This is a genomic window from Hydrotalea sp. GW822-HT8A01, from assembly GCF_058798575.1.
Map to the genome: position 1 here is coordinate 663545 of NZ_CM179506.1, position 22741 is coordinate 686285.

Consider the following 22741-nt stretch of genomic DNA (forward strand, 5'->3'; position numbering starts at 1 on the left):
GGTATGGCAATTGATTAAGTGTTATATTTGAAAACATCATTTCAATCATTGTTTTCTAAATGTTTGCCACATGTATTTACGGAAGAAAATTGTATACTTAGCATTACTCACTACTTCTTTTTATTCCTTTGTTCATGCGCAGGTTGTAACCCATTATCAACAAAAAGAACAACAACAAATTTTTACTTTGAGTAACACCAAGGTAACGCAACAAATTGTAGTAGACCATCATTTTTTACACGAAGATGCGCTATTGGCAAAAACGGATTGGCTAACAGCGTACCATAACACGCAAACACATGACGTATATACAGATGCTGATTTTGCTTTAAAAATGATGTGGACGGACTGGAGTGCGCCTGGAAAAGACTTTAATGGCGATTTGCAACTATCACTTACCAAAAGAGATTTTGTATTACAGCGATACGAATTTATTGCTTTACCCAACAATGGTAAGGAGCTCAATTTATATTTTACCCCGGTAAATAAAGAGAATTCCCTGCAACTGCGGATTACCTATCAGTTATTGGATCAGGCATTTTATGCCAGAAGAAAAATTGCAATACAAGATACATCGCTGCAAAAAAACTGGATTGAAGCCATTGTATCCAGAAGTGGTAAGATATTTACACAAAGCGGATACAATGCCGGCTATAGCATGCGGGAAGAAAACAGTGCATCCGCTCAGTATATTTCGTTACAACTACATCCGCAGGCAGAAACAGACAGAATTGTAAAACAGGGCGATTTTGGTCAGCCTTGTGCCATAAATTTTTCTGGCGGTGGTGTATTTTTCGGTATTGAATATCCGGCCGCCAATTCATCGGTAGTGCGCAACAGTGATATGAGTTTGCAATTAAACTGTAAAGAATTAATGGGTAAAGTAGTGAAACAAGAATGGATTGAAAGTAGTTGGGTAGTAGAAGGTCTTGCACCGAATCATGCCATTCAGGATTGGTTTTATGATTATATAAATGATATAAAAGCAGCACCTGACAAGCCTTATGCGTTATACAACAGTTGGTACGACTTGCGTTCACCATCCTATCCGCATGTGGAACCCAATCATGTAATGAATGAAAAAAATATTCTGCATATCATTGATTTGTTTAAAAAGAACATGACTGATAAATATGGCATACATCTGGATGCTTTTGTATTAGATGATGGTTGGGATGTATATGAAAGCAATTGGATGCTAAATAAAACAGCATTTCCAAATGGTATTCAACCTATTGTAAATGCCTTAAAGCCAATGGGTACTACGTTAGGAATTTGGCTGGGCCCTACAGGTGGTTATTCATTTAGAATGAAACGTATTAACTGGATGAAAGCACACGGATATGAAACAGTGGGTACAACGTCCAATGATGCCATGTTAGATATTGCAGGGCCTGATTACAGCCGTTTGTTTGAACAACGTGTTACTGATTTTACAAGGCAAGGGGTGGGCTATTTTAAGTGGGATGGTATTCAGTTCTCATCCAGTGAAGCGACAAATGGTCATCCCGTTGGGTATCATTCCAGAAGAGCTGCTGTAGAAAGTATTATTGAAAAGTGTAAGGCTGTACGCGCCATTAATCCGAATGAATATTTAAACATTACTTCAGGTACCTGGTTGAGCCCGTGGTGGCTGCAATATGCCAACCAAATCTGGATGCAAGGCGCTGATTATGGTTATGCCAATACACCCGTTATTAACGATCGGGATGCTGCCATGACTTATAAAGATATTGTATTGTATGATGATTTTAATCGGCAGAATGTTTGGTTTCCGTTGAATAATATGATGACACATGGAATTATTAAAGGAAATTTGGCCTCTATTGGCGGCAATGATGATCCGTTACATAAGTTTGCTGATGATGTGGTGTTTTATTTTGGCCGTGGTGTTACTATGTATGAATTATATCTTTCTCCCGACTTGCTGCATGCTGACGAATGGGAAGTGTTGAGCCGCTCTTTGAACTGGGCGAAGCAAAATTTTAGTGTGCTGGATAAAACTTACATGATTGGAGGTAATCCTGCAGTAGGTAACGCTTATGGCTTTGTGCATTTTAAAAATGATAGCGGTATTATTGCAGTTCGCAATCCGAAAATACAAACACAGCAGCTTACCGTTCAGTTATCTTCGCAACAGGGATTGGTGGATACTGCTGCTTCGTTGGTATTGGAAAGAGTATATCCTACGCATTGGATTGCGCCTGATTTATATGCAGCTGATGCTACCATCACCTTACCGGCTTTACAAGGATTTGAAGTAGCGGTGTATCAGGTTTATCCTGTACAAAATGCAAAAAAGCCATTATTGGCAAATGCAGTAATGAATATTGCTGAGCAGAATGGCCCTTCGCAACAACTTCGGGTAATGGCTACAACCGGCAAGGTACAACTATTAAATCCATGGATGGTGAAGGCTGTTAAGGTTTCAGAAAAAGAACAAAATATCAATGACATTCAAATTACACAACAATCTTTTCCTGCACCCATTGCAGCAGGCATACAGTTTTCGGAAAATACAGTAAGCGGCACTGTTACAATAGATGCACATACTACCACCACACGATTGGTGGTGATGCTGCAACCGGACAGCAGCAATATGGGCAAACCATTTCCTGACATACAATTCATGGTAAACGGCCAAAAATTGAATGCAACCAAACAACTACAAGATGGTCATTGGGGTAGTTATTCAATTGTACTTGAAAATACAGGCAAACATGATATTCGGTTTGAAATAGGTTCTACCGAAAAAGTACAGCAATGGAATGGAACAGCCTTTTTATGGGCCATTACTCAGCAGGTGCAGCCCATCATAAAAGTAACATTATCAACCTGGCAAGCCATAGATAAAGAATTGCTGTTGCCGGATCCTTATGCAAAAGGCGGCGCTTTGCCGCAAACCCAATTGTTGGCAAGCGGCCCAGTGAAATTATAAATGATTGGTGCTGATGAAAATCACCATTGTTGCAGGGAAACGATGGTGATTTTTGTTGTTGACGCTTAAATATTAATACCGCCACTTACTTCAATTCGCTGGCCATTTACCCAGCGTGCATCTTCACTACAAAGAAAAGCTACAACACCACCTATGTCTTCAGCAATGCCTACCCGTCCTAATGGTGAAAGCGATGCCAGTCTTTCTTTCATAAGCGGATTGTTGCGAATGGCAGCATGGTTAAAATCTGTTTCAACAGGTCCGGGAGCAACAACATTGGCCCTAATACCTTTATGGCCCAGCTCTTTGGCCAAATAACGTGTAAATACTTCTAAGGCGCCTTTCATCGAGGAGTAAACAGAATAACCTGGATTGCAATAACGGGTGGTACCGCTTGAAATATTGATAATGCAACCTCCATTGTTCATGAAAGGAACACAGTATTGCGTTAAAAAATAAACCGATTTAAAATGAACATTTAGAAACTCATCAAACAATGCTTCTGTAACCTGCTCAAATGGAACAGTAGCGCCCATGCCGGCATTGTTAATTAAAATATCAAAATGTGTAGTTTGAAAATGTGTTTGCAGCGAAGTTTTAAATGTTGCTACAAAAGCAGGAATAAATTTTGTATCTGAAAGATTGAGTTGTAGTGCCAATGCTTTCACATTTAATTCTTCCAGTGCCTGCACTGTTTGTAACGCCTGCTCTTTGTTTTGCTGATAGGTAATAATAACGTGGTTGCCTTTACGTGCTAAACTTAAAGCCATATCTTTTCCTAATCCTCGGCTGCCGCCTGTAACCAATGCTATTGAAGAATGATTCATAAAATGATTTTTGATGCATATAACAGTACAATTATTGTATGGTTTGCCTTAAATAACATTTTACCAGACATTTATGCAATACTATTCCAGATTTTTTTCAGGTTTTGCATGCTGGTAGTAATGCTTGCAAAAGGATCGGCGGGATTATCATGCTCCACAAAATAATATTGCATTCCTGAAGTTTTGGCATGTTCAAAAATATTCTTAAAATCAACAACACCGGTGCCAACGGGTTGTGGTTTTTCTAATGCTTTGTCAATATCTTTTACATGCCAAAGCGGAAAACGACCCGGATGTTGTTTAAAAAGTGTAACCGGATGTACGCCGGCTTTGGTAGCCCATGCCAAATCAAGTTCTAATTGTACCGGTGTTTCTTTTAAAATTACATCATAGGGCAATACACCATCCACTGCTTTAAATTCAGTGTAATGATTGTGGTAAGCAAAATGGATTCCAGCTTTTTTGCAGGCCTCATCTGTTTTGTTCAAAACATCAATCGACGATTTTATTTGCTCTGTAGTATTGAGTGGAATGCTGGCACATACCAAATAAGGTATACCACCTGCTGCGGCATCATCAACCAGTTCCTGCATATTGTCGCGTAAATTTTTCATGGGTGGAATGGTAATGGGTTTGCCATCTGGGCCGGTAGGCATCTTTCTGCCGGGCGGTAGTTGAAATGGTGCGCCCAATACATGGTGCGACTTCCAGGATAAACCTTTGTCTTTTACCAAGGCGGCAAATTCCCGTGGCTTCATACCATAATAGCCACCTTTTTTACTGAAAGCAGATTCAATATTTTGATAGCCAATGGCTGCAATTTTTTGTAAAGTGCCCGGTACATCTGCATCAATTACATTAAAAAAAGTGTATAATTGAACGCCGGCAGGCGGCATTGCCTCCCAATTTAAACCGGCGCCCAGTGTTTTAGAAATGGCTAAGCCGCTTAATGCAGCAATGCCTGTTGTTTTTAAAAAATCTCTACGTTTTAGCATATCGTTTGGTTTATATTTTAAAGGTAGATTTTTGTTTTGGTTTGTTGAAAGCCCAATTTTTTAAAATATTGTTGGGTAGTTGTTGAATAGAGTAGTTAAAACGCACTTTATCACTGCATTTAACAGTTTTTTATATGCAATGGCACACAATTTTTTGATAATTATCAAATACAAGCTTCAAGAACTATGGGTTTACATATCTTTAAAAAAATGGGTTCGCTATCTGAACAAATGATGAAATTGAATTTGAACGTGGTATTGAAAAAATGAAATGGCAAAAACATCATATTCATAAGCAATTTTTAATTGCAGAAATACGCATAACGTTGTACATTTCATTTCCTTAATTGCTGTCATATGAACAAAAATCGGTTCCTTTCAAAACTATTGTTATTATCATTTCTTATTACTACGAACCTACACGCACAACAATGGGTTTCATTGTTTAATGGAAAAAATTTAACGGGCTGGCAATTGGCAGCAGGAACTGCAAAGTATGCTGTTCAGGATGGGATGATTGTAGGAGAAACGGTAGCGGGCTCGCCCAATAGTTTTTTAAGAACCGAAAAAGAATACGACAATTTTGTTTTGGAATTAGATGCCAAATTACCCGACAGTACCTCCAATTCGGGTATACAGCTGAGAAGCCATGTAAATACTGCTGGAAGGGTTTACGGATACCAGTATGAATTAGACCCTTCTTCCAGAAAATGGACCGGCGGATTGTATGATGAAGCCCGCCGCGACTGGTTATATCCGCTCAGCCTAAATCCCGAAGCACAAAAAGCATACCTACCTGGCCAATTTAATCATATTAAAATTGAATGTATTGGCCATGAGATAAAAACATGGATTAATGGTGAACCCGCTGCTTATGTAGTGGATACGATGGATGCAAAAGGATTTATTGCCTTACAGGTACATAGTATTGGCAACAATACGGCTATGTCCGGCGAGAAGGTATATTTTAAAAATATACGCATTCAAACAGGAAATGTGCAGCCCACTCCTTTTCACAAACCCGTGTACGTTGTAAACAACATACCTAACTATTTGTGTAATGCAGAAAAGAAATGGGGCTGGAACTTATTGTTCAATGGAATAAACAGTGATGGATGGCGTGGGGCGTATAAAGACCATTTTCCTAAAACCGACTGGCAAATAAAAGATGGAATGATTACCGTTTTGTCATCACAAGGAAAGGAAGGAGGAAACGGTGGCGATGTGGTTACTTTGGGCCAATACAGTGCTTTTGATTTATCGTTTGAATTTAAATTAACACCCGGTGCCAACAGTGGTGTAAAATATTTTGTAACCCTTACCGAACACAATGAAGGTTCTGCTATTGGATTAGAATATCAGGTATTAGATGATGCCTTACACCCCGATGCCAAATTAGGCAGGGATGGCGACAGAACTTTGGCATCGTTGTACGATTTAATTCCTGCGCAAAAGCAGGCTCGGTTTGTACATCCTATTGGCAGTTGGAACACAGGGAGAATAGTGGTATATCCCAACAACCATGTTGAACATTATTTGAATGGAATAAAAGTGTTGGAATACGACAGAGGCTCACCGGCTTTTAGAGCGTTGGTAGCCATTAGCAAATTTAAAATCTGGAAAAATTTTGGCGAGGCAAGGCAAGGGCATATTTTATTGCAGGATCATGGCAATGAAGTAAGCTATAGAAGCATTAAAATAAAACCATTACAATAGTTGAAACAAATTAGCTGCATAGCGTTACAATAGTACAAGTGTGCGACGCAACAGCAGCAGCATAGCAATTTTGCAGCCGGGTTCATAAAAAAACAACATGCAACGAAGAAAATTTATTGAACAGGTATCACTTGCATCGGCAGGTGTAACTATTTTAAACTTTCCGGTTTTTGGCAAATTAGCCCCGAGTAATAAAGTGGTGGTGGCCGTTATGGGCGTAAACAGCAGGGGAGCTTATTTGGCAAAAAGTTTTTCACAATTGCCCAATGTTGAAGTGGCATACATCTGCGATGTGGAAGCCGGAGCTATTAAAAACGGATTAGATGCTTTAAAAAATGTCCAACGGAGGCCCATTGTAGTACATGATATACGTAAGTTGGTTACACAAAAAGATTTTGATGCTTTGGTAATTGCAGCTCCCGACCATTGGCACACACCGGCAGCCATTTTAGGCGTTCAAAACGGGAAACATGTGTATGTGGAAAAGCCGTGCGGACAAAATCCGCATGAAGGCGAAATGATTGTTACCGCCATGCAGCGGTATGGAAAACTCATTCAAATGGGTAATCAGCGCAGGTCTTTCCCAAGTTTAATAGAAGCAGTAAACTTAGTGCATGGCGGCATTATTGGTAATACTTATTTTGCCAAAGCATGGTATGCCAATAACCGTACCGGCATTGGCTACGGCAAGGTAGTACCGGTACCTGCTACATTAGATTATGATTTATGGCAGGGGCCTGCACCCAGAAAACCTTATCAGGATAATCTGATACATTATAACTGGCATTGGTTTTGGCATTGGGGAACCGGCGAAGCATGTAATAATGGAACGCATGAAATAGATTGTTGTCGTTGGTTTTTAAATGTTGATTATCCAACCAAAGTTTCGTCAAGTGGAGGGCGTTATGCTTTTAAAGACGATTGGCAAACCCCCGATACACAAGTAGCCGGATTTGAATTTGGCCATCAAAAAGCCATTACCTGGGAAAGCAGGAGCTGCAATATTTATCCTGTTGAAGGCGCCGGCAGAGGTTTTATTATTTATGGCGATAAAGGTACTTTGGTGAATAAAGGCGGTGGCGATTATGCTATTTATGATAACGATAATAAATTGGTGAAAGCAGTAAAGAGTGAGGTAGTAGCCGATCCTTCTAATCCGGTGAGTGCCAATGGTAATTTAGATTTTTATCATTTTAGCAACTTTATTCAGGCAGTGCGTGGCGAAACTAAAATCACCTCGCCGGTAACGGAAGGTAGTAAAAGTGTTTTACTATGTCATCTTGCCAATATTGCACAAAGGGTAGGCCGTACTTTGTATTGTGATGCCGGGAATGGCCATATTTTGGATGATGCTGAAGCTATGGCACTTTGGGGAAGGACTTATGAGCCAGGTTGGGCACCTGAAATATAATGTACTGTGTATTGCAATATCCGATATTTGTTTAATCAATATCCTAATGTTGGATTGACTGATTGTTTCTATTTACAAATGCCGGACGAATCAGCCAACTTTTCTTGGTGGGTTTTTTAAACACCAGCCACCAAATAAATATTACAATAATTGTTATCACAAAGAGGGTTACCACCCACTGTGGCAAGCTGTTTTTTAACGAAATCAATAACCCATCATTACTAAATTTTGAAAATCCAAATAGCTCCGGAATCCTGTACCAATAATAAATAGAAACACCTGCTGCTGCATACATTTGAATAAGTATTTCTGTTGATTTTTTGTCGAGAAAGGATACTAGAAACAGAAAAAGAATGATAGATGCTGTGGCGCCTATCCAGGGTAAACCATAGGTGCTCAAAGCATTAAAGTGAGGTATTGGAGATTGAATATCGGGCACTTGAAACCAACCCCAAATAAATCCGGGTAATCCGCCAATAATCAGTAAGGCATTTATTTTTTGTAGTAACGATTTGTGTGCTTTGCCTGGATGAAAATCAGGTGTAGAATCCGGACAAGGTAAAGAGCAGTTTGCACATGCGGTGCAATGTGCATTGGGTAATGTAAGCCATTGTTTTTCACCATATAATTTTTCTACACTATGAATGGGGCAAATGGTTGAACACCAGGCACTTTTCCATTCAAAGAAAAAACCCATCGTAATTCCAATAGCAATGAGCATCATTAATAAAATGGCAGTAGCATGCCCGTTATTGTTAAATATAGGATGCCGTAAAGGAACAATGATAAACAATAATAAGATAGAGACAAATTGTAACCTGGTTTGCCATTGTGCACTCATGCGGTTTCTTTTCGATAAATTAAAATATCTTGGTAGTAAAACAGTGGTAGATAACGGACAAACATTTCGCCATAAGCCGGTTGCAAATACCAATAAGGCAGGAGCAATCGGAATCAATATATTCCAAAAAATGAGCACACCTGTTTTAGGAAAAAAAACCAAAGCAAAGAAAATAGCCAATCCAATTATCCAAAATATAATTTGTATGAGTTTCCATATGCGATATGGCTTTTGATGTTGCAGAAAGTGCGTTTGCGAAATTTGCATATTTGTTTCCATATATTGTGAATGCGTTGTTGTGTATTATGAAAGCAATGTATTCTCTCCTCAAAATATAAAGTATGATGCTCGTCATATCACTAAGCCATTCCTCCCCGTTGCATTCTATTTTGTATTTGTTGTAGCGATATAGTGCTTACTTTTATTGATTGGAGCTAAAATAAAAAAATCGAAAAATTAAAATAGGGTGGTAAATTGAAGTAACTTTTAATGAAATTTTATGTGGTGAATGGGGTTGCATTTTTTCAATACCTAATTTTTTGAAGATGAAAAAACGAATTGCTTATGCTTGCTTATATCTGTTGCTAATAGGTAATGGGGTATATGCTCAACAAATTAATCCTTCTCTTTTAAAAAACACCTGGCCTGCTTATTGGATAGCAGCACCCAATACCCCGCCTACCGATTATGGGGTTTATTTTTTTAGAAAGCAAATCACTCTGCCATCCAAGCCCAATCAGTTCATCATTCATATTTCAGCCGATAATCGTTATCAACTGTTTATCAATGGTAAATTAGTAAGTATTGGCCCTGCCCGAAGCGATTTATATTTCTGGAAATTTGCCACGATTGATATTGCCCCCTATTTACAGCAGGGCATCAATACCATTGCAACTGCCGTTTGGAATGAAGGTCATTACCGGCCTGAAGCGCAAATTTCGCACCGTACCGCTTGGGTATTGGTGGGGGATGATGCATTAGAAAAAATGCTCAATACCAATAGCACCTGGAAGAGTTATCGGTGTATGGCTTATCGGCCATTGCCGGGTATTGACTACAGTGCATACTATGTTGCTGGTCCGGGCGAAATAGTTGATATGCATCAATTTCCGCTTCAATGGCAACAAAATAATTTTGATGACAGCCAATGGCAACCGGCTCAACAAATTGGCTGGTCGGGTGCTAAACCCAAAGGTATAGGTGATATTAACGAATGGATGTTGATTCCCGATCCATTACCTGCTATGGAATTAAAGTTGCAAAGAATGACTTCTATACGGAGTGCCATTGGTGTAACTATCTCCCATGATTTTTTAAGTGGAAAAGCTGCTTTTCAAGTTCCTGCGTACACTACTGCTACTATTTTATTGGATCAGGGTGTATTAACCAATGCTTATGTGCATCTTTTATTTTCAGGAGGAAATGGAGCAACGATAACCTGCACTTATGCAGAAGCATTGTTTGAAAAAGATAAAGAAGGAAAGCCCATACTTGAAAAGGGAAACCGTAATGATATTGCCAATAAAATAATATTGGGAAGAAAAGACAGCATCATTTCTTCCGGTGTTGCAAAGCAAGCGTTTAATTCATTGGCATGGCGCACTTTTAGATATATTCAACTCAACATAACCACACAAAACGAACCCATTTCAATAGAAGACTTTTATAATACTTTTATCGGATATCCTTATCAACAAAATGCAAGTGTGCAAACAACGGATACGCTTTTACAAAAAATACTGAACATAGGATGGCATACTGCCCGTTTATGTGCTATTGAAACATTTATGGATTGCCCTTACTATGAAGAGCTGCAATATATTGGCGATAGTCGCATTCAGGCTTTAATTGGTTTATACAATAGTGGCGATGACCGGTTGGTTAAAAATGCATTGAACCAAATAGACCATTCCAGAATTGCAGAAGGGATTACCTTAAGCAGGCATCCATCATTCACCCCGCAACAAATTCCCACCTTTTCGTTATGGTATATTGGCATGTTGGCCGATTATTGGAAATACCGTGGTGATAGTGCTTTTATTGCCAATAAATTGCAGGGAGTAAGAAATATTTTATGGTTTTTTCAGCAATACCAACAAGCAGACGGAACATTGCGTAAAGTGCCCTATTGGATGTTTACGGATTGGGTGGATGGTTATAAAGGCTGGAATGGTGGAACGGCACCGTATGGAAAAGATGGTTCATCTGCTATATTAGATTTGCAACTGTTATGGGCCTATCAATTAGCAGCATCATTAGAAGCACAATTGGGTATGCCGGCTTATGCAAAATTGTACAACGCAAAGGCTATACAGTTACAAACAACCATTCAAAAAAAATATTGGTATAACAATAAGGCATTATTTGCAGATACTGATGAGGGTGATTATTTTTCTCAGCACACCAATGCACTGGCTATCTTAACACATACTATCACAGGGAAACAGGCAACTGCACTGGCTCAGCAACTTTTACATAACAAACAATTGGCTCCTGCATCTATTTATTTTAAATATTACCTGCATCAGGCACTGGTAATGGCAGGTTTGGGAAACGATTATTTACAGTGGTTAGATATATGGAAAGAAAACATTGCAATGGGCTTAACCACCTGGGCCGAAACATCGGATATTAATGGTTCCAGATCAGATTGTCATGCCTGGGGGGCCAGTCCGAATATTGAAGTATATAGAACCATATTGGGAATAGATAGTGATGCACCTGCATTTAAAAAAGTAAAAATTACACCACATCTCGGAAATATAAAAGAAATAAGCGGGCAAATGCCGCATCCTAAGGGAATGTTACATGTGGCCTATAAAAAAAATGGTAATAAATGGACCATTACAATTGTGTTGCCTAAAACGGTTACGGGGCAATTGGTTTGGAAAAATAAAATATATGCCTTACAAAGTGGCAATAATGCGTTTGAGTTAGATTGAGCTACTGCTCTGTTATTATGTAAAATAATTAAACGAAAATTTTAAAGGCTTAACCAAACCATTCATACATGTTTTGTAATAATAGTTTATGCTTTTCTGCCGCATTCAAGTCACGCACTAATTTCCCCTGATGTATTTGTAATAGGCGGTTGCCATATTGCTGGGCATCTTTTAAATTATGTGTAATGAAAATAGCGGTTAATTGATATTCTTTAATAAGCGACTGTGCTACATTCAAAATAATATCAGCCGACTTTGGATCAAGGGCTGCAGTGGGTTCGTCTAATAATAAAACGGTAGTGGTATCCATAATGCTCATCAACAGGGTAAGTGCCTGCCTTTGCCCACCCGATAAGGTACCCATGGGTTGATTTAATTTATTTTCCAAACCCATTCCCAAACGTGCAATGGTATTTTGTACGCTCCTTTTAAATGCAGTATTGATGCCTATTTTTAATGGTTTGCTCTGTGTTCTTAATGCCGCCAGTCTAAAATTATCCAGAATAGTAAGGTCGGGTGCCGTACCATCAAACGGGTTTTGAAAAACTCTTGCAATCCATTTGCTTCTTTTATAATCCGGCAAAGTGGTTACCTCTTCTCCGGCAATCCATACTTTCCCTTTTGTTGGAATTACAGCCCCAGCAATGGTATTAAACAAAGTAGTTTTACCTGAACCGTTAGCGCCAATAATGATTACAAATTCACCCTGCTGAATATTCAGTGATACATTGTTCAATGCCATCACTTCATTCACCCTTCCGGGATTAAAAACTTTTGTTACTTGTTCTAATTGTATCATTCCCAAAAAAGATTATTCATTTTGATGCATTAGTACATTTTTTACCCTGGGTAAAGCAACAATTAACAATACAAAAAGGGCTGTAACCAATTTCAATATATTGGGATCCACACCCAATGATAAGGTAACTGCCAGTACCATTTGAAAAATAAAGCTGCCCGCAATAACCAGTACAATTTGCCAACCAATTGCAACAATATTGAGCCAAATGCGCAGAGCATCTGCAATTAAAACTGAACCCAAACCAACAATTACAATACCAATGCCCATATTAATATCGGTAAAACTTTGGTATTGAGCTACCAATGACCCACTTAGTGCCGTTAATGCATTGGCCATGGCCAGTCCAATTATTTTCATTCTGTTATTGTTAATTCCTAATGATCGGGTCATGCTACTGCTATTCCCGGTTGCCCGCATGGCAATACCAAAGTCTGTTAATAATATGAACCATAATAACAGTACAAAAAACCCTATTATCAATGCGCCGGTAAAAAGTGCGTTATAAGTTGAATTATTAAAAAAATGTATGTATGTAAATAAAGTGGGCAGATTAACCAGTGGAATATTAGAACGCCCCATAATTATTAGATTAATGGAATATAATCCGGTCATTACTAAAATGCCCGCCAATAAAGCATCAATTTTAAGTTTGGTATGAATATAGGCAGTGCAAATACCTGCGGTGGCTCCGGCCAACATGCTAATGAACATTGCCGGGAATAAAGGCCAGTGGTTTACCAATAACAATGCAGTAACAGCCGCACCTAACGTGTAACTACCATCGGTAGTAATATCGGGAATATTAAAGATGCGCATGGAAATAAAAACACCCATCGACATAGCCCCGAGGCACAACGATAGAACCAATGCAGATAAATAAAAGTCCATTATTGTATGGGTTTATAATCCGTAGGAAATTGTAAATGATACCTTTTAGCAACTGCAGGATTATATACCCTGTTTCTAATTTTTACCATTTGCCATTGCAAACCCTTTGTGCTTTTTGCTTGCAAAAAAGCCGCAGCCTGTTCACCGGCCTGATGCCCCCAATCATAAATATTGGCTCCAAAAGCTGCTACGGCTCCACGAGCCACCAATCCTGCTTCGCTCGTAAAAATAGGTACCTGTTGCTCGTTGCATGCTTTTACAATATTTTCAAAAGATGCAAAAACAGTATTATCGGGATTGGCAAAAAATGCATCAATGTGTTTTGATAAAAGCGATTGGGTTACTAATAAAACATCTGCACTGCTATTTACGGGTAATGAAGCCAATTGAATATGGTTAGCTGAAGCCAGGTTTCTAATACGATTAATGGCCTCAACCGATTGAGGTTCTGACTGATTGAAAATCATACCAACCGTTAATGGTTTATTGGCAGCAGAATGTAATATTTGTGGAATCAGTAAAAAGGAAGTATCGATATAATTTAAGTTTTCGCCCACGCCAAAAAGATTGGGTGGCATGTTGCCTTTGGCATCCGTTAATTTCATGAGTTGCGGCGTTGCAGCTACCATCATAAATACAGGAATGGTTTTAGTATTCTGAATGGCAGTAATGGCAGGTAAAGTGGCATTTGCTGCAATAAGTGTTACATTTTCAGTAATAAAATAGCGAATAATTTGTGTTAACATGGGTATGCTGCCTTGTGCATTGCGGTATATAATTTTTACAGTGCCTTTACTTTCATCAAACCCATGCGCTTTTAAGGCATCTATAAATCCGGTTTTTGCCTGTTCAATGGTATTATCCTCAAATGCATCAGCAAAACCTATAACAGGCAAGTTGCCTTTATGGTTGTTGCAGGCGGTTAAGAATAATATAAAAAATATAAAAGTGCAATATATTGAAAGCTTCATGCCTTTGGAAAATTTTAATAGCTTCATTAACAACAATTTTAATTCATTGTTTAAAATTAGGCCACAGAGTTGGTTTTTCCATATTTATCGAAAAAAACGCAATGAGTATTTATAAAGTGTACAATGCTATCAACGCATTTTCGTAATTAAGGCATCCGTTTTTTCTTTTGTCAGGAATTAAACCGTTCAACGACTATTGGGTATAATAAAATCTAAATAGCAGGGTTTAACAAAATTTTTATTTAAGTACTTGCTTAAATAATTAAAAAAGTGTAGTTTTGCTAAAATATCAACAATATGAGTATTTGTATTCGTTTATATGCCGATCCTGTTCAAATTAATCAGTGCAAAGAAAAATTAGAACAAACCCAGGAAGCATTCGATAGCATTTCGGGAGTATTGGCATTGGCCGGTAATGAAGCCCGTTTAAAGATTTTATATTTATTGGAAGAAGAAAAAGAATTATGTCCTTGCGATTTAAGTGATATTTTAGGGATGAGTATTCCGGCCATATCACAACACCTGCGAAAAATGAAGGATGGTGGTATTATTCAGGCCAGAAAAGAAGGGCAAACCATTTTTTATTCATTAAAGCCCGAGCATTTAAAAATGCTGCGCGGTTTATTTAAATACATTCAACAACTCAACCAACAAAATCAATTCGTATGAAACAGGAAAAATCAAACGGAAAAACCTGGATAGCCATATTGGCAACAGCTTTTATTGCCTCTTTATGCTGTATTACACCGGTGCTGGCTTTAATAAGTGGTGTTACCGGCATTGCATCTACTTTTTCGTGGATGGAGCCTTACCGCCCCGTTTTAATTGGTATAACGGTACTGGTATTAGCATTTGCCTGGTATCAAAAATTAAAATCTCGCAGTGCTAATGAAATTGCCTGCGATTGTGAAGAAGACAAACCTTCATTTTGGAAAAGCAAATCTTTTTTAGGTATTGTAACTGTTTTGGCTGTATTGCTAATGGCTTTCCCTTCCTACTCCTCTATCTTCTTTCCTAAAATAGAAAAAAAGGAAGTGGTGTATGTTGATAAATCAGCTGTGCGAACCGTAAAATTAAAGATTGAAGGAATGGATTGTGAAGCCTGCAGCTCAACCATTAATCTGGCTTTGTCAAAAGTGCCGGGAGTAATAAAGTTTGAAACCGCATTTAAAGATGCCAGCAGTACAGTAGAATACAATGCCGCTGAAACCAAATTAGATACCCTTGTAAATGCTGTAAACGCAACCGGATACAAAGTTTCAGGCGTATCGGCAGTTGAATAAATGTAGAAATATTTTTTAAAATTTAATTTATTACTATGAAATACACATTTATGGGTACTATCACAACCATTGGCTTAATAAACACATAAGTGGTTGCGGAGGAAGTTGTGCTGCAAAAGCAATGCATACAAACACCCAACAGGTTATGTTGCATACCCAAGATGATATTAAAACAGTTACGCTTAAGATTACAGGAATGTTTTGTGCAGAATACTCTAATCATATTCATTCCGAATTAGCTAAAACGAGTGGAATTATCAGCGATGTAATTCAATATCCTGGAAATATCGGCATCATTAAATGTGACGCTTCAAAAATTTCTAAAAAGCAATTATGGTTGTGATTGAAAAGACAGGATATAATGCAGTTGTAATGAAGGACAAAAGCATGACGCATACTGCTGATAACTAATATATTGTATATGAATTGTATTTAATAAAAAAAGTATGGGTATGCAAAATTACCTAACTATTATTCATCAATTAATTAATATATTTCAATGAGTTTCTTTAAAAAATCAAATGCCGATAACAAGTTAGATAATACGCAAAATGATGCGCAACAGGAAAAAATTTTGTTGAAAATTACTGGTATGACCTGCGAGCATTGTGCCCGTACTGTTGAAAAAATTATTCATTCTAATCCCGGAATTGTAAGCGCCAATGTTCAGTTTCAGGAAGGAAAAGGGGAAGTGGTTTTTAACCCGGAAACGGGGAGCGCAGATGCAATTATTGCTTCAATTAATCGTTCTGCAAGTTATCGGGCACAAAAGAATCAGAGTGTTTCCGGCGCTCATCATTTTGATTTGATTATAATTGGTGGGGGCTCTGCCGCTTTTTCGGCAGCTATTCAAGCAGAAAGTTTAGGTCTTTCTACTTTAATGGTCAATGCCGGCCTCCCTTTTGGCGGCACATGTGTAAACGTGGGGTGTGTGCCCTCTAAAACTTTAATCAGAGCTGCTGAAGCCGCTTATCATGCCTCTCATTCCAATTTTTCAGGCATCAAACCCAAAGGCTTTGACATTGATTTTGCGCAGGTAATCAAAGATAAAAAAGCATTGGTGCATACCCTGCAGCAAAAAAAATATATAGATGTAGTACAAGATTTTAAACAGCTTACCATGATCAATGGATGGGCAGGTTTTGAAGATGCAAAAACAATTGTAGTGAATGGAAAAGATAAATATACTGCCCTGAAATTTATTATAGCTACAGGTGCTACTACTAATGTTCCGAACATTGAGGGGCTGGATTCCATTGGTTATTTGACTAATGTTTCCTTATTTGATTTAGAAGAACAACCCACAAGTATTACCATTATGGGTGCCGGTTATATAGGATTGGAAATTGCGATGGCCTATAACCGTTTGGGAACAAAAGTGCGTATTATTGAATTTACAGATAGGGTTTTGCGTACCCAGACACCCGACATTAGCGAAGAAATTGAGAAGCACATGCGGAATGAGGGCATAGAAATATTGCCCAATTTCCGGGCTGTTAAATTTGAAAAATCGGGCAACAATACGATTATTCATTGCAAATGCCCGGATGGTTCTTTTACCCAATTGATTGAACCGGGTAAAGTGGTAGTAGCATCTGGCACAAAAGCCAATACAGAAAAATTAGGATTAGAAAAAATTGGGCTGCAATTAACGCCGAAAGGCCATATTCAGGTAAATGCAATGATGGAAACCAACCTACCCAATATTTATGCCGTTGGCGATGTGGCTAACACTCCCGCCTTTGTGTATACGGCTGCCTATGAAGGTAAAATTGCAGTTGAAAATGCATTTACCGGGAGTGAAAACAAAACCGATTATGCTGCTTTGCCCTGGGTAGTATTTACCGACCCGCAAATAGCAGGGGCGGGGTTAGATGAAGCGCAGGCTGCGGCACTCAATATTCCTTTTGAAGTTTCTAAACTAACATTAGATAATGTACCCCGTTCACTCGCAGCAAACGACACAAGAGGCTTTATTAAACTTATACGCAATAAGGAAACCGATGCTTTGATTGGTGCAAGAGTGGTAGCCCCCGAAGGCGGCGAATTAATTGAATTGCTAAGTATGGCTATTCAGCAAAAAACAACCATCAAAACCCTGGCAGAAAATCTATATCCTTATCTTACTTTGGGTGAGGGTATTAAATTAGCTGCCATAACTTTTGGTAAAGATGTGGCTAAGCTAAGTTGCTGCGCTAGTTGATAAAAAATTAAATAGGTAAACTTACCTTTTATCTAAGTTGAAGAGAATAAAACAATTTATCATAATACTCAAATTTTTAAGGCTAAACGCTTAATTTTTCTAAATAATAGCACGAATCCTTACATGCAAGTTAGCTAAGCCAAAATATTTATAGCACGACTGATAGTCCATTCATAATAATGATCATTCTGAATTGCTGTGGTTTAAGTTTTAAAAGTTTCTAAAAAATAAAATATATATTGATGAAGACCCCCCTGCACAATATTTTCGTTTCTTATAAATCTTAGTTTATGATTCCAAACGAACTAACAGGCGATTTAAAAAAACGCCTTTCCACTGTTAGAGGTCAAATAGAAGGTATTTTAAATATGATAGATAATGATACCGACTTTGACAAAATATTGGTGCAATTTAAAGCCGCTGATCAGGGATTACAAAAAGCACATTACTTATTACTTGATGAGGTATTTAGAAAAAGCCTTGCGTTAAAACTAGTGCAGGTAATGAATACCTGCCCTGGAAACTGCCAGGATGCTGAAAAAATAGAATTTATCAAAGAACAGTTTCCTATACTTGAACTTGATGAAATCACCTCTAAAATAAAAGAAATTAATGCTATCAATAAACGATTGGAAGAACACAATAAAAACATTTCTAAAAAAGATTAGGAGGACACCCACCTGCCATCTGAGCTTTGTTCTATAATCAAAATTTTAAAGTTATGAAAACTCAAACAAAAAGAAAAATTGAATTATTTACTGCCGGTTGCACTGTTTGTGACCCCGTAGTAGAAATGGTAAAGGCAATGGCTTGCAGTTCTTGTGATGTAATTATTTATAACATAGCTGAATCTTGCAATACAAAAGATTGTCTGAAAAAAGTAAAGTCTTACAGTATTAATACAGTACCAGCAATTGCTGTAAATGGTAAGCTATTGTCCTGCTGCCTTCATAATGGAATTTCTGTGGAAGAATTGAAAAGCGCAGGCATAGGGAAGTTAGCATAATTTAGCTACGCTTAATTAATTTATTTTACTCCTTAATTTACTTGTATGGCTACTGAAAGTGTTCAAATGAAAGTTTCCGGTTTGATGTGTTCTTTCTGCACTATGAGTGTTGAAAAAGCGTTAAAGCGCAATCCGGCTGTGAGAAGCGTGATGGTGAATCTTGTTCATGGTATTGTATTAGTAGAAGCGGATACATCTAAAATGAGCCGTGAACAACTGGCAGAAGCTGTGGAAAACCTGGGCTATAGTGTTTCATCTACCGAAGTGCAACAATATAAAACGGATGAAGATATTTTTAATTTAATAAAACAGCGTGGTACTATTGGGATGGTAGCTTCTGTAATTGATTTATTAGTTGATCCTTTAAATCTCTTTGGTTTACTCCAACTATATCGTGCATGGTTTAGTTTAGTTGTTGCTGCTTTTATTTTATTTTGGGTTGGATACCCGATTTTACGGAAAACCATCATGGCTATAGGGCAAAGGGTAATTAATGCCAATGTATTATTATCTGTTGGCGCCTGGGGTTCTTTTGCAGTAGGAGTTGCCTCTCTTTTCAATCAGGCACTACCCAATTTTTTGCCGGTAGCGGGCTGGTTAATGTCACTCCATTTGTTCTTTGCATATTTCAAGTTAGATACCCGTAAAAAAGCTTCTGATGCTGTTCGAAAATTAATTGATCTACAGCCGGCTAAAGCAAGGGTGTTGAGAGGTGAACAATTTGTAGATGTATTGACAAAAGATGTATTGGTTGGTGAAATTGTAGAAGTAAGACCAGGTGAAAGAATACCATTAGATGGTGTAGTATTGAATGGGGGTGCAAGTGTTGATGAAGCAAGTTTTACCGGTGAAAGTACACCCTCAAATAAAGAAATTGGTTCTACTGTAATAGGTGGCACACTAAATCTTGATGGAGCCTTACAAATTAAAGTTTCCAAGATTGGTCAGGATAGTTTTCTAAGCCAAATTGTTAGTTTAATGAGCCGCATCGCTGAAAAGAAACCGCCTGTTGAATTGTTGGCAGATAAACTCATGAACTATTTCGGACCGGTTGTATTTATTACTGCTACTATTGCCTTTTTTATATGGGGTTTAGTAACCGGTAATTACATTCAGGCAACGCTAGTATTACTTACTACCATCATTATGGGTTATCCATGTGCCTTAGGCATCACTACGCCGATGCTTGCTGCAATAGCTGGCGGTAAAGGAATTTCAATTGGGCTGCTTGTAAAAGCCAGTGAGGTATTTTACGGGTTATCAAAAGTTGATACCATTGTTTTTGATAAAACAGGCACACTTACTTATGGTAAACCTACCGTAACAGATGTACATGCTTTGAATGGTGATAAGATAGAACTTTTATCTGTTGCAGAGGCATTGGAAACTAAATCTGAACATCCTATAGGGCAAGCCATTGCTTTCTTTGCACAAAAGGAGGCTGCGCCTAAATTATCTGTAAATAATTTTAAAGCTATACCTGGCAAAGGTGTTGCAGGAAGTATAAATGACGAAACAATACTGGCAGGAAAACCTTCGTTTATAGAACAAAGTGGTATTAATATTTCAAAAGAAATAAGAATTTTAATAACAGCTTTAGGCAGTGAAGGGAAAACTACTGTGCTTGTTTGCAAAGGGAATCAGGTAATGGGGCTTATAGCTTTGCAAGACACACCACGACCCACAGGTGCTCAGGTAATAGCAAAGATAAAGCATAGAGGCATAAGAACAGTAATGCTTACAGGTGATACTAAACAATCGGCAGTTCCAATTGCAGAAAAATTAGGTATTGATGAAGTACAGGCCGAATTATTACCCGGTGAAAAAGCGAGCGCCATTGAAGCATTACAAAAGAAAGGCTTTAGAGTTGCAATGGTGGGTGATGGAATAAATGATGCCCCTGCTTTGGCTCAATCTGACGTAGGAATTGCAATCGGTGCAGGTACTGATGTAGCTATTGAAGCTGCGGGGGTTATTTTAATTGGCGACAAATTGATAGATGTATTGAATGCAGTTATACTAGGAAAAGAAAGTTATAAAACAATGACAAGTAATGTGATTATTGCCGTGCTATTTAATATTGCGGGAATGCTGTTGGCAGCATTTGGTTTTATAACTCCAATACTTGCTATTGTAATAATGATAATAAGTATTTTTTTTATATTAATTAATACGCTTCGCATAAGGTCTTTAAGGCTCGAAATCATTAAAGAAGAAGTAACTGCAGGGTTAACGGAAGCAAGATTTAAAGTTTCTAATATGATATGTGAAGGTTGTGCAGAAAAGATAACTACTTCCCTCGTTGCTTTACCAGGTGTAAAAGTTGTAAAGCCTAAAATTGTTCAGAAGCAAGTACAGATTAATTATTATCCTGAAATAACAAAGCATGAGGAATTGAAAAGTGTTTTGGAACAGCAAGGGTTCACAGCAGTTGAATTATAAATTTTTTAATATAAAAAGTTATATATAAAAATTATTTATGTTAAAGATAAAATTATTGCATATCAAGGAACTAATACCTTGCATAGTGATTATTGCCCTGTCAGTTTCTTCCTGTGTTCAACAACAAAAACAAGATGGAACTGTGAAGGTTAAAGAACAAAGAAAAACTGTGGTAATGCAAAAAGTAAAAATGCCGGTTGACGGTATGACTTGTAGTGCTTGTCAATCTAATGTAAAGCATGCAATTAAGTCAATTGATGGGGTTTCAGATGTAGAGGTAAACCTCGAAAAGAGATATGCTTACTTCACTTATGACCCGCAAAAAGTAAAAGTTGATCAGATACAAAAAGCGGTAAACGACAAAGGATATAAAGCTGGAAATCCTCAAGAAGTAAAACAATGAGTTTAGAACATTTTTTACAGCAGTTTAACCATGCACTTGCTAATGGATCTGTTTATAGTCTGATAATTGCTATGGGTGCAGGAATTATTACAACAGGTGTATGCCCATGTACTTTACCTGTGGGTCTTGGTATAGCAGGCCTTACAAGCAGCAATTCAGAAAAGAAATCTAATAAAGGTGTGATGATTGCCTTTGCATTCTTTTTTGGCATAGTCGTTTGTCTTTCTGTATTAGGAAGTGTAGCAGCGAAATTAGGTATATTTTTTACTGAAGAATTTGGTCAGTATTGGGCTTTATCTATGGCATTAATATCTGTAATTGCTGCTGTTGTTGCCTTTTATGGGCCTCAGCTCACCATATCTAAATTAACCTCTTTCCGTCGCCCTGGTATAAGTGGCTCTTTTGTTTATGGATTGATATTTAGTTTAGGAACCTCTGCTGCTCCTCTATTATTGCTTCTTTCAGTGGCCACTGCAACCGCAAATCCTCTTTATGGTGTTGTACTTGCTCTGGCCTTTGGTATTGGAAGAGGATTGCCATTCTTAATTGTTAGCATCTTTGCAGGTGCTGTTACAAAGTTTGCACAACTTACTTGGTTGAGAAGAAGCATACAAATAGTTAGTGGGTTTGCTTTACTTTTTGTTTGTTACTACTATATTAAAGTATTTATCGGTTTACAATAAAATTTTAATTAAAAATTATTAAGTTCACTCACAAAAAGCTGATTCAACAATTTAATTCCTAATGATTTCTAAATAAATTATATTAAATAAATAATGTATTTATGTTAATAGGATAAAAATTTTAGTATATAAATAATTAATTATATAATATTGAGCAAATGAATAAAATTAACAGTAATTGCTTTTGGTAAAGATACACACCTATATTGAGTTGCTGAGCCAGTTAGGCATGATGAAAAATAGAACGAAGCAGAAGTTTTAAGATAATGTATTAAAAGCAAAACGAAGGCATAGAAATTTCTGCATAAACGAAAATTTTCTCCATACCAATACCGAATAAAAAAAGGCGGTATAGTACTTTAAAGTCTCTCCCGATTCGATATTCCAAGA

19 protein-coding genes are annotated in these 22741 nt (G+C 37.7%); 13 read left to right on the forward strand and 6 right to left on the reverse strand.

What is annotated here, in order from left to right; translation table 11 throughout:
- The first annotated feature begins 70 nt into the window (after nt 1–70).
- Nucleotides 71–2938, forward strand: coding sequence for an alpha-galactosidase (locus tag AC3QLY_RS02960; RefSeq protein ID WP_218331129.1), 2868 nt, complete (start codon nt 71–73; stop codon nt 2936–2938).
- Nucleotides 2939–3003: 65 nt separating this feature from the next.
- Here AC3QLY_RS02960 and AC3QLY_RS02965 read toward each other — a convergent pair whose 3' ends face one another.
- Entirely contained in the window at nt 3004–3765 is a 762-nt protein-coding gene (locus tag AC3QLY_RS02965) for an SDR family NAD(P)-dependent oxidoreductase (protein ID WP_074421258.1), read from the reverse strand.
- Between the two features lie 71 nt (nt 3766–3836).
- Complete coding sequence (locus AC3QLY_RS02970) at nt 3837–4760, reverse strand: sugar phosphate isomerase/epimerase family protein (RefSeq protein WP_074421257.1); 924 nt, start codon at nt 4758–4760, stop codon at nt 3837–3839.
- Nucleotides 4761–5117: 357 nt separating this feature from the next.
- Here AC3QLY_RS02970 and AC3QLY_RS02975 point away from each other — a divergent pair, with 357 nt between their 5' ends.
- Together AC3QLY_RS02975 and AC3QLY_RS02980 are read left to right on the forward strand one after the other, a co-directional pair.
- Complete coding sequence (locus AC3QLY_RS02975; RefSeq protein WP_288072737.1) at nt 5118–6476, forward strand: 3-keto-disaccharide hydrolase; 1359 nt, start codon at nt 5118–5120, stop codon at nt 6474–6476.
- 97 nt (nt 6477–6573) lie between these two features.
- On the forward strand, nt 6574–7887 hold the full coding sequence (locus tag AC3QLY_RS02980) for a Gfo/Idh/MocA family protein (RefSeq protein WP_492990552.1): 1314 nt from the start codon (nt 6574–6576) through the stop codon (nt 7885–7887).
- 43 nt (nt 7888–7930) lie between these two features.
- Here the strand turns inward: AC3QLY_RS02980 and AC3QLY_RS02985 are convergent, their stop codons facing one another.
- Nucleotides 7931–9007, reverse strand: a complete 1077-nt coding sequence (locus AC3QLY_RS02985; RefSeq protein WP_492990554.1) for a cbb3-type cytochrome c oxidase N-terminal domain-containing protein — start codon at nt 9005–9007, stop codon at nt 7931–7933.
- Between the two features lie 266 nt (nt 9008–9273).
- Between AC3QLY_RS02985 and AC3QLY_RS02990 the strand changes: the two genes are divergently transcribed.
- Complete coding sequence (locus tag AC3QLY_RS02990; protein WP_492990556.1) at nt 9274–11670, forward strand: alpha-L-rhamnosidase-related protein; 2397 nt, start codon at nt 9274–9276, stop codon at nt 11668–11670.
- A gap of 49 nt (nt 11671–11719) precedes the next feature.
- Here the strand turns inward: AC3QLY_RS02990 and AC3QLY_RS02995 are convergent, their stop codons facing one another.
- From AC3QLY_RS02995 to AC3QLY_RS03005, 3 genes are read right to left on the reverse strand one after another with little or no spacing between them, the layout of a single operon-like run.
- Entirely contained in the window at nt 11720–12469 is a 750-nt protein-coding gene (locus tag AC3QLY_RS02995) for an ABC transporter ATP-binding protein (RefSeq protein ID WP_492990558.1), read from the reverse strand.
- A gap of 12 nt (nt 12470–12481) precedes the next feature.
- On the reverse strand, nt 12482–13360 hold the full coding sequence (locus AC3QLY_RS03000) for an ABC transporter permease (protein WP_288096046.1): 879 nt from the start codon (nt 13358–13360) through the stop codon (nt 12482–12484).
- The gene (locus tag AC3QLY_RS03005; protein WP_492990561.1) at nt 13360–14331 is read right to left on the reverse strand and encodes an ABC transporter substrate-binding protein; all 972 of its coding nucleotides are present in this window, start codon (nt 14329–14331) and stop codon (nt 13360–13362) included. The genes AC3QLY_RS03000 and AC3QLY_RS03005 overlap by 1 nt, the downstream gene beginning before the upstream one ends.
- 297 nt (nt 14332–14628) lie before the next feature.
- On the opposite strand from AC3QLY_RS03005, the gene AC3QLY_RS03010 reads away from it, so the two are divergent.
- From AC3QLY_RS03010 to AC3QLY_RS03050, 9 genes are all read left to right on the forward strand, one after another.
- On the forward strand, nt 14629–15000 hold the full coding sequence (locus tag AC3QLY_RS03010; protein ID WP_492990563.1) for an ArsR/SmtB family transcription factor: 372 nt from the start codon (nt 14629–14631) through the stop codon (nt 14998–15000).
- Nucleotides 14997–15614, forward strand: a complete 618-nt coding sequence (gene merTP, locus AC3QLY_RS03015) for a mercuric transport protein MerTP (protein ID WP_492990565.1) — start codon at nt 14997–14999, stop codon at nt 15612–15614. Before AC3QLY_RS03010 ends, merTP begins: the two co-directional genes overlap by 4 nt.
- A 121-nt stretch (nt 15615–15735) precedes the next feature.
- Complete coding sequence (locus AC3QLY_RS03020; protein ID WP_492990567.1) at nt 15736–15957, forward strand: hypothetical protein; 222 nt, start codon at nt 15736–15738, stop codon at nt 15955–15957.
- Nucleotides 15958–16113: 156 nt separating this feature from the next.
- On the forward strand, nt 16114–17817 hold the full coding sequence (gene merA, locus AC3QLY_RS03025; protein WP_492990569.1) for a mercury(II) reductase: 1704 nt from the start codon (nt 16114–16116) through the stop codon (nt 17815–17817).
- A gap of 290 nt (nt 17818–18107) precedes the next feature.
- The gene (locus AC3QLY_RS03030) at nt 18108–18485 is read left to right on the forward strand and encodes a metal-sensing transcriptional repressor (protein ID WP_288072366.1); all 378 of its coding nucleotides are present in this window, start codon (nt 18108–18110) and stop codon (nt 18483–18485) included.
- A 53-nt stretch (nt 18486–18538) separates the two neighbouring features.
- Nucleotides 18539–18823 carry a thioredoxin domain-containing protein gene (locus AC3QLY_RS03035; protein ID WP_288072364.1) on the forward strand — a complete coding sequence of 95 codons (285 nt, stop codon included), beginning with the start codon at nt 18539–18541 and terminating at the stop codon, nt 18821–18823.
- A 45-nt stretch (nt 18824–18868) separates the two neighbouring features.
- Complete coding sequence (locus tag AC3QLY_RS03040; RefSeq protein WP_492990571.1) at nt 18869–21265, forward strand: heavy metal translocating P-type ATPase; 2397 nt, start codon at nt 18869–18871, stop codon at nt 21263–21265.
- A 37-nt stretch (nt 21266–21302) separates the two neighbouring features.
- Complete coding sequence (locus AC3QLY_RS03045) at nt 21303–21668, forward strand: heavy-metal-associated domain-containing protein (protein WP_081300511.1); 366 nt, start codon at nt 21303–21305, stop codon at nt 21666–21668.
- Nucleotides 21665–22351: a cytochrome c biogenesis CcdA family protein gene (locus tag AC3QLY_RS03050; protein ID WP_074418481.1), complete on the forward strand. Its 687-nt coding sequence runs from the start codon at nt 21665–21667 to the stop codon at nt 22349–22351. The genes AC3QLY_RS03045 and AC3QLY_RS03050 overlap by 4 nt, the downstream gene beginning before the upstream one ends.
- The last annotated feature ends 390 nt before the right edge of the window (nt 22352–22741 follow it).

Bases quoted from the DNA above. Each gene is read 5' to 3' on its own strand.
- AC3QLY_RS02960 (WP_218331129.1), top strand. From the start codon at position 71: ATGTATTTACGGAAGAAAATTGTATACTTAGCATTACTCACTACTTCT.
- AC3QLY_RS02965 (WP_074421258.1), bottom strand. From the start codon at position 3,765: ATGAATCATTCTTCAATAGCATTGGTTACAGGCGGCAGCCGAGGATTA.
- AC3QLY_RS02970 (WP_074421257.1), bottom strand. From the start codon at position 4,760: ATGCTAAAACGTAGAGATTTTTTAAAAACAACAGGCATTGCTGCATTA.
- AC3QLY_RS02975 (WP_288072737.1), top strand. From the start codon at position 5,118: ATGAACAAAAATCGGTTCCTTTCAAAACTATTGTTATTATCATTTCTT.
- AC3QLY_RS02980 (WP_492990552.1), top strand. From the start codon at position 6,574: ATGCAACGAAGAAAATTTATTGAACAGGTATCACTTGCATCGGCAGGT.
- AC3QLY_RS02985 (WP_492990554.1), bottom strand. From the start codon at position 9,007: ATGGAAACAAATATGCAAATTTCGCAAACGCACTTTCTGCAACATCAA.
- AC3QLY_RS02990 (WP_492990556.1), top strand. From the start codon at position 9,274: ATGAAAAAACGAATTGCTTATGCTTGCTTATATCTGTTGCTAATAGGT.
- AC3QLY_RS02995 (WP_492990558.1), bottom strand. From the start codon at position 12,469: ATGATACAATTAGAACAAGTAACAAAAGTTTTTAATCCCGGAAGGGTG.
- AC3QLY_RS03000 (WP_288096046.1), bottom strand. From the start codon at position 13,360: ATGGACTTTTATTTATCTGCATTGGTTCTATCGTTGTGCCTCGGGGCT.
- AC3QLY_RS03005 (WP_492990561.1), bottom strand. From the start codon at position 14,331: ATGAAGCTTTCAATATATTGCACTTTTATATTTTTTATATTATTCTTA.
- AC3QLY_RS03010 (WP_492990563.1), top strand. From the start codon at position 14,629: ATGAGTATTTGTATTCGTTTATATGCCGATCCTGTTCAAATTAATCAG.
- merTP (WP_492990565.1), top strand. From the start codon at position 14,997: ATGAAACAGGAAAAATCAAACGGAAAAACCTGGATAGCCATATTGGCA.
- AC3QLY_RS03020 (WP_492990567.1), top strand. From the start codon at position 15,736: ATGCATACAAACACCCAACAGGTTATGTTGCATACCCAAGATGATATT.
- merA (WP_492990569.1), top strand. From the start codon at position 16,114: ATGAGTTTCTTTAAAAAATCAAATGCCGATAACAAGTTAGATAATACG.
- AC3QLY_RS03030 (WP_288072366.1), top strand. From the start codon at position 18,108: ATGATTCCAAACGAACTAACAGGCGATTTAAAAAAACGCCTTTCCACT.
- AC3QLY_RS03035 (WP_288072364.1), top strand. From the start codon at position 18,539: ATGAAAACTCAAACAAAAAGAAAAATTGAATTATTTACTGCCGGTTGC.
- AC3QLY_RS03040 (WP_492990571.1), top strand. From the start codon at position 18,869: ATGGCTACTGAAAGTGTTCAAATGAAAGTTTCCGGTTTGATGTGTTCT.
- AC3QLY_RS03045 (WP_081300511.1), top strand. From the start codon at position 21,303: ATGTTAAAGATAAAATTATTGCATATCAAGGAACTAATACCTTGCATA.
- AC3QLY_RS03050 (WP_074418481.1), top strand. From the start codon at position 21,665: ATGAGTTTAGAACATTTTTTACAGCAGTTTAACCATGCACTTGCTAAT.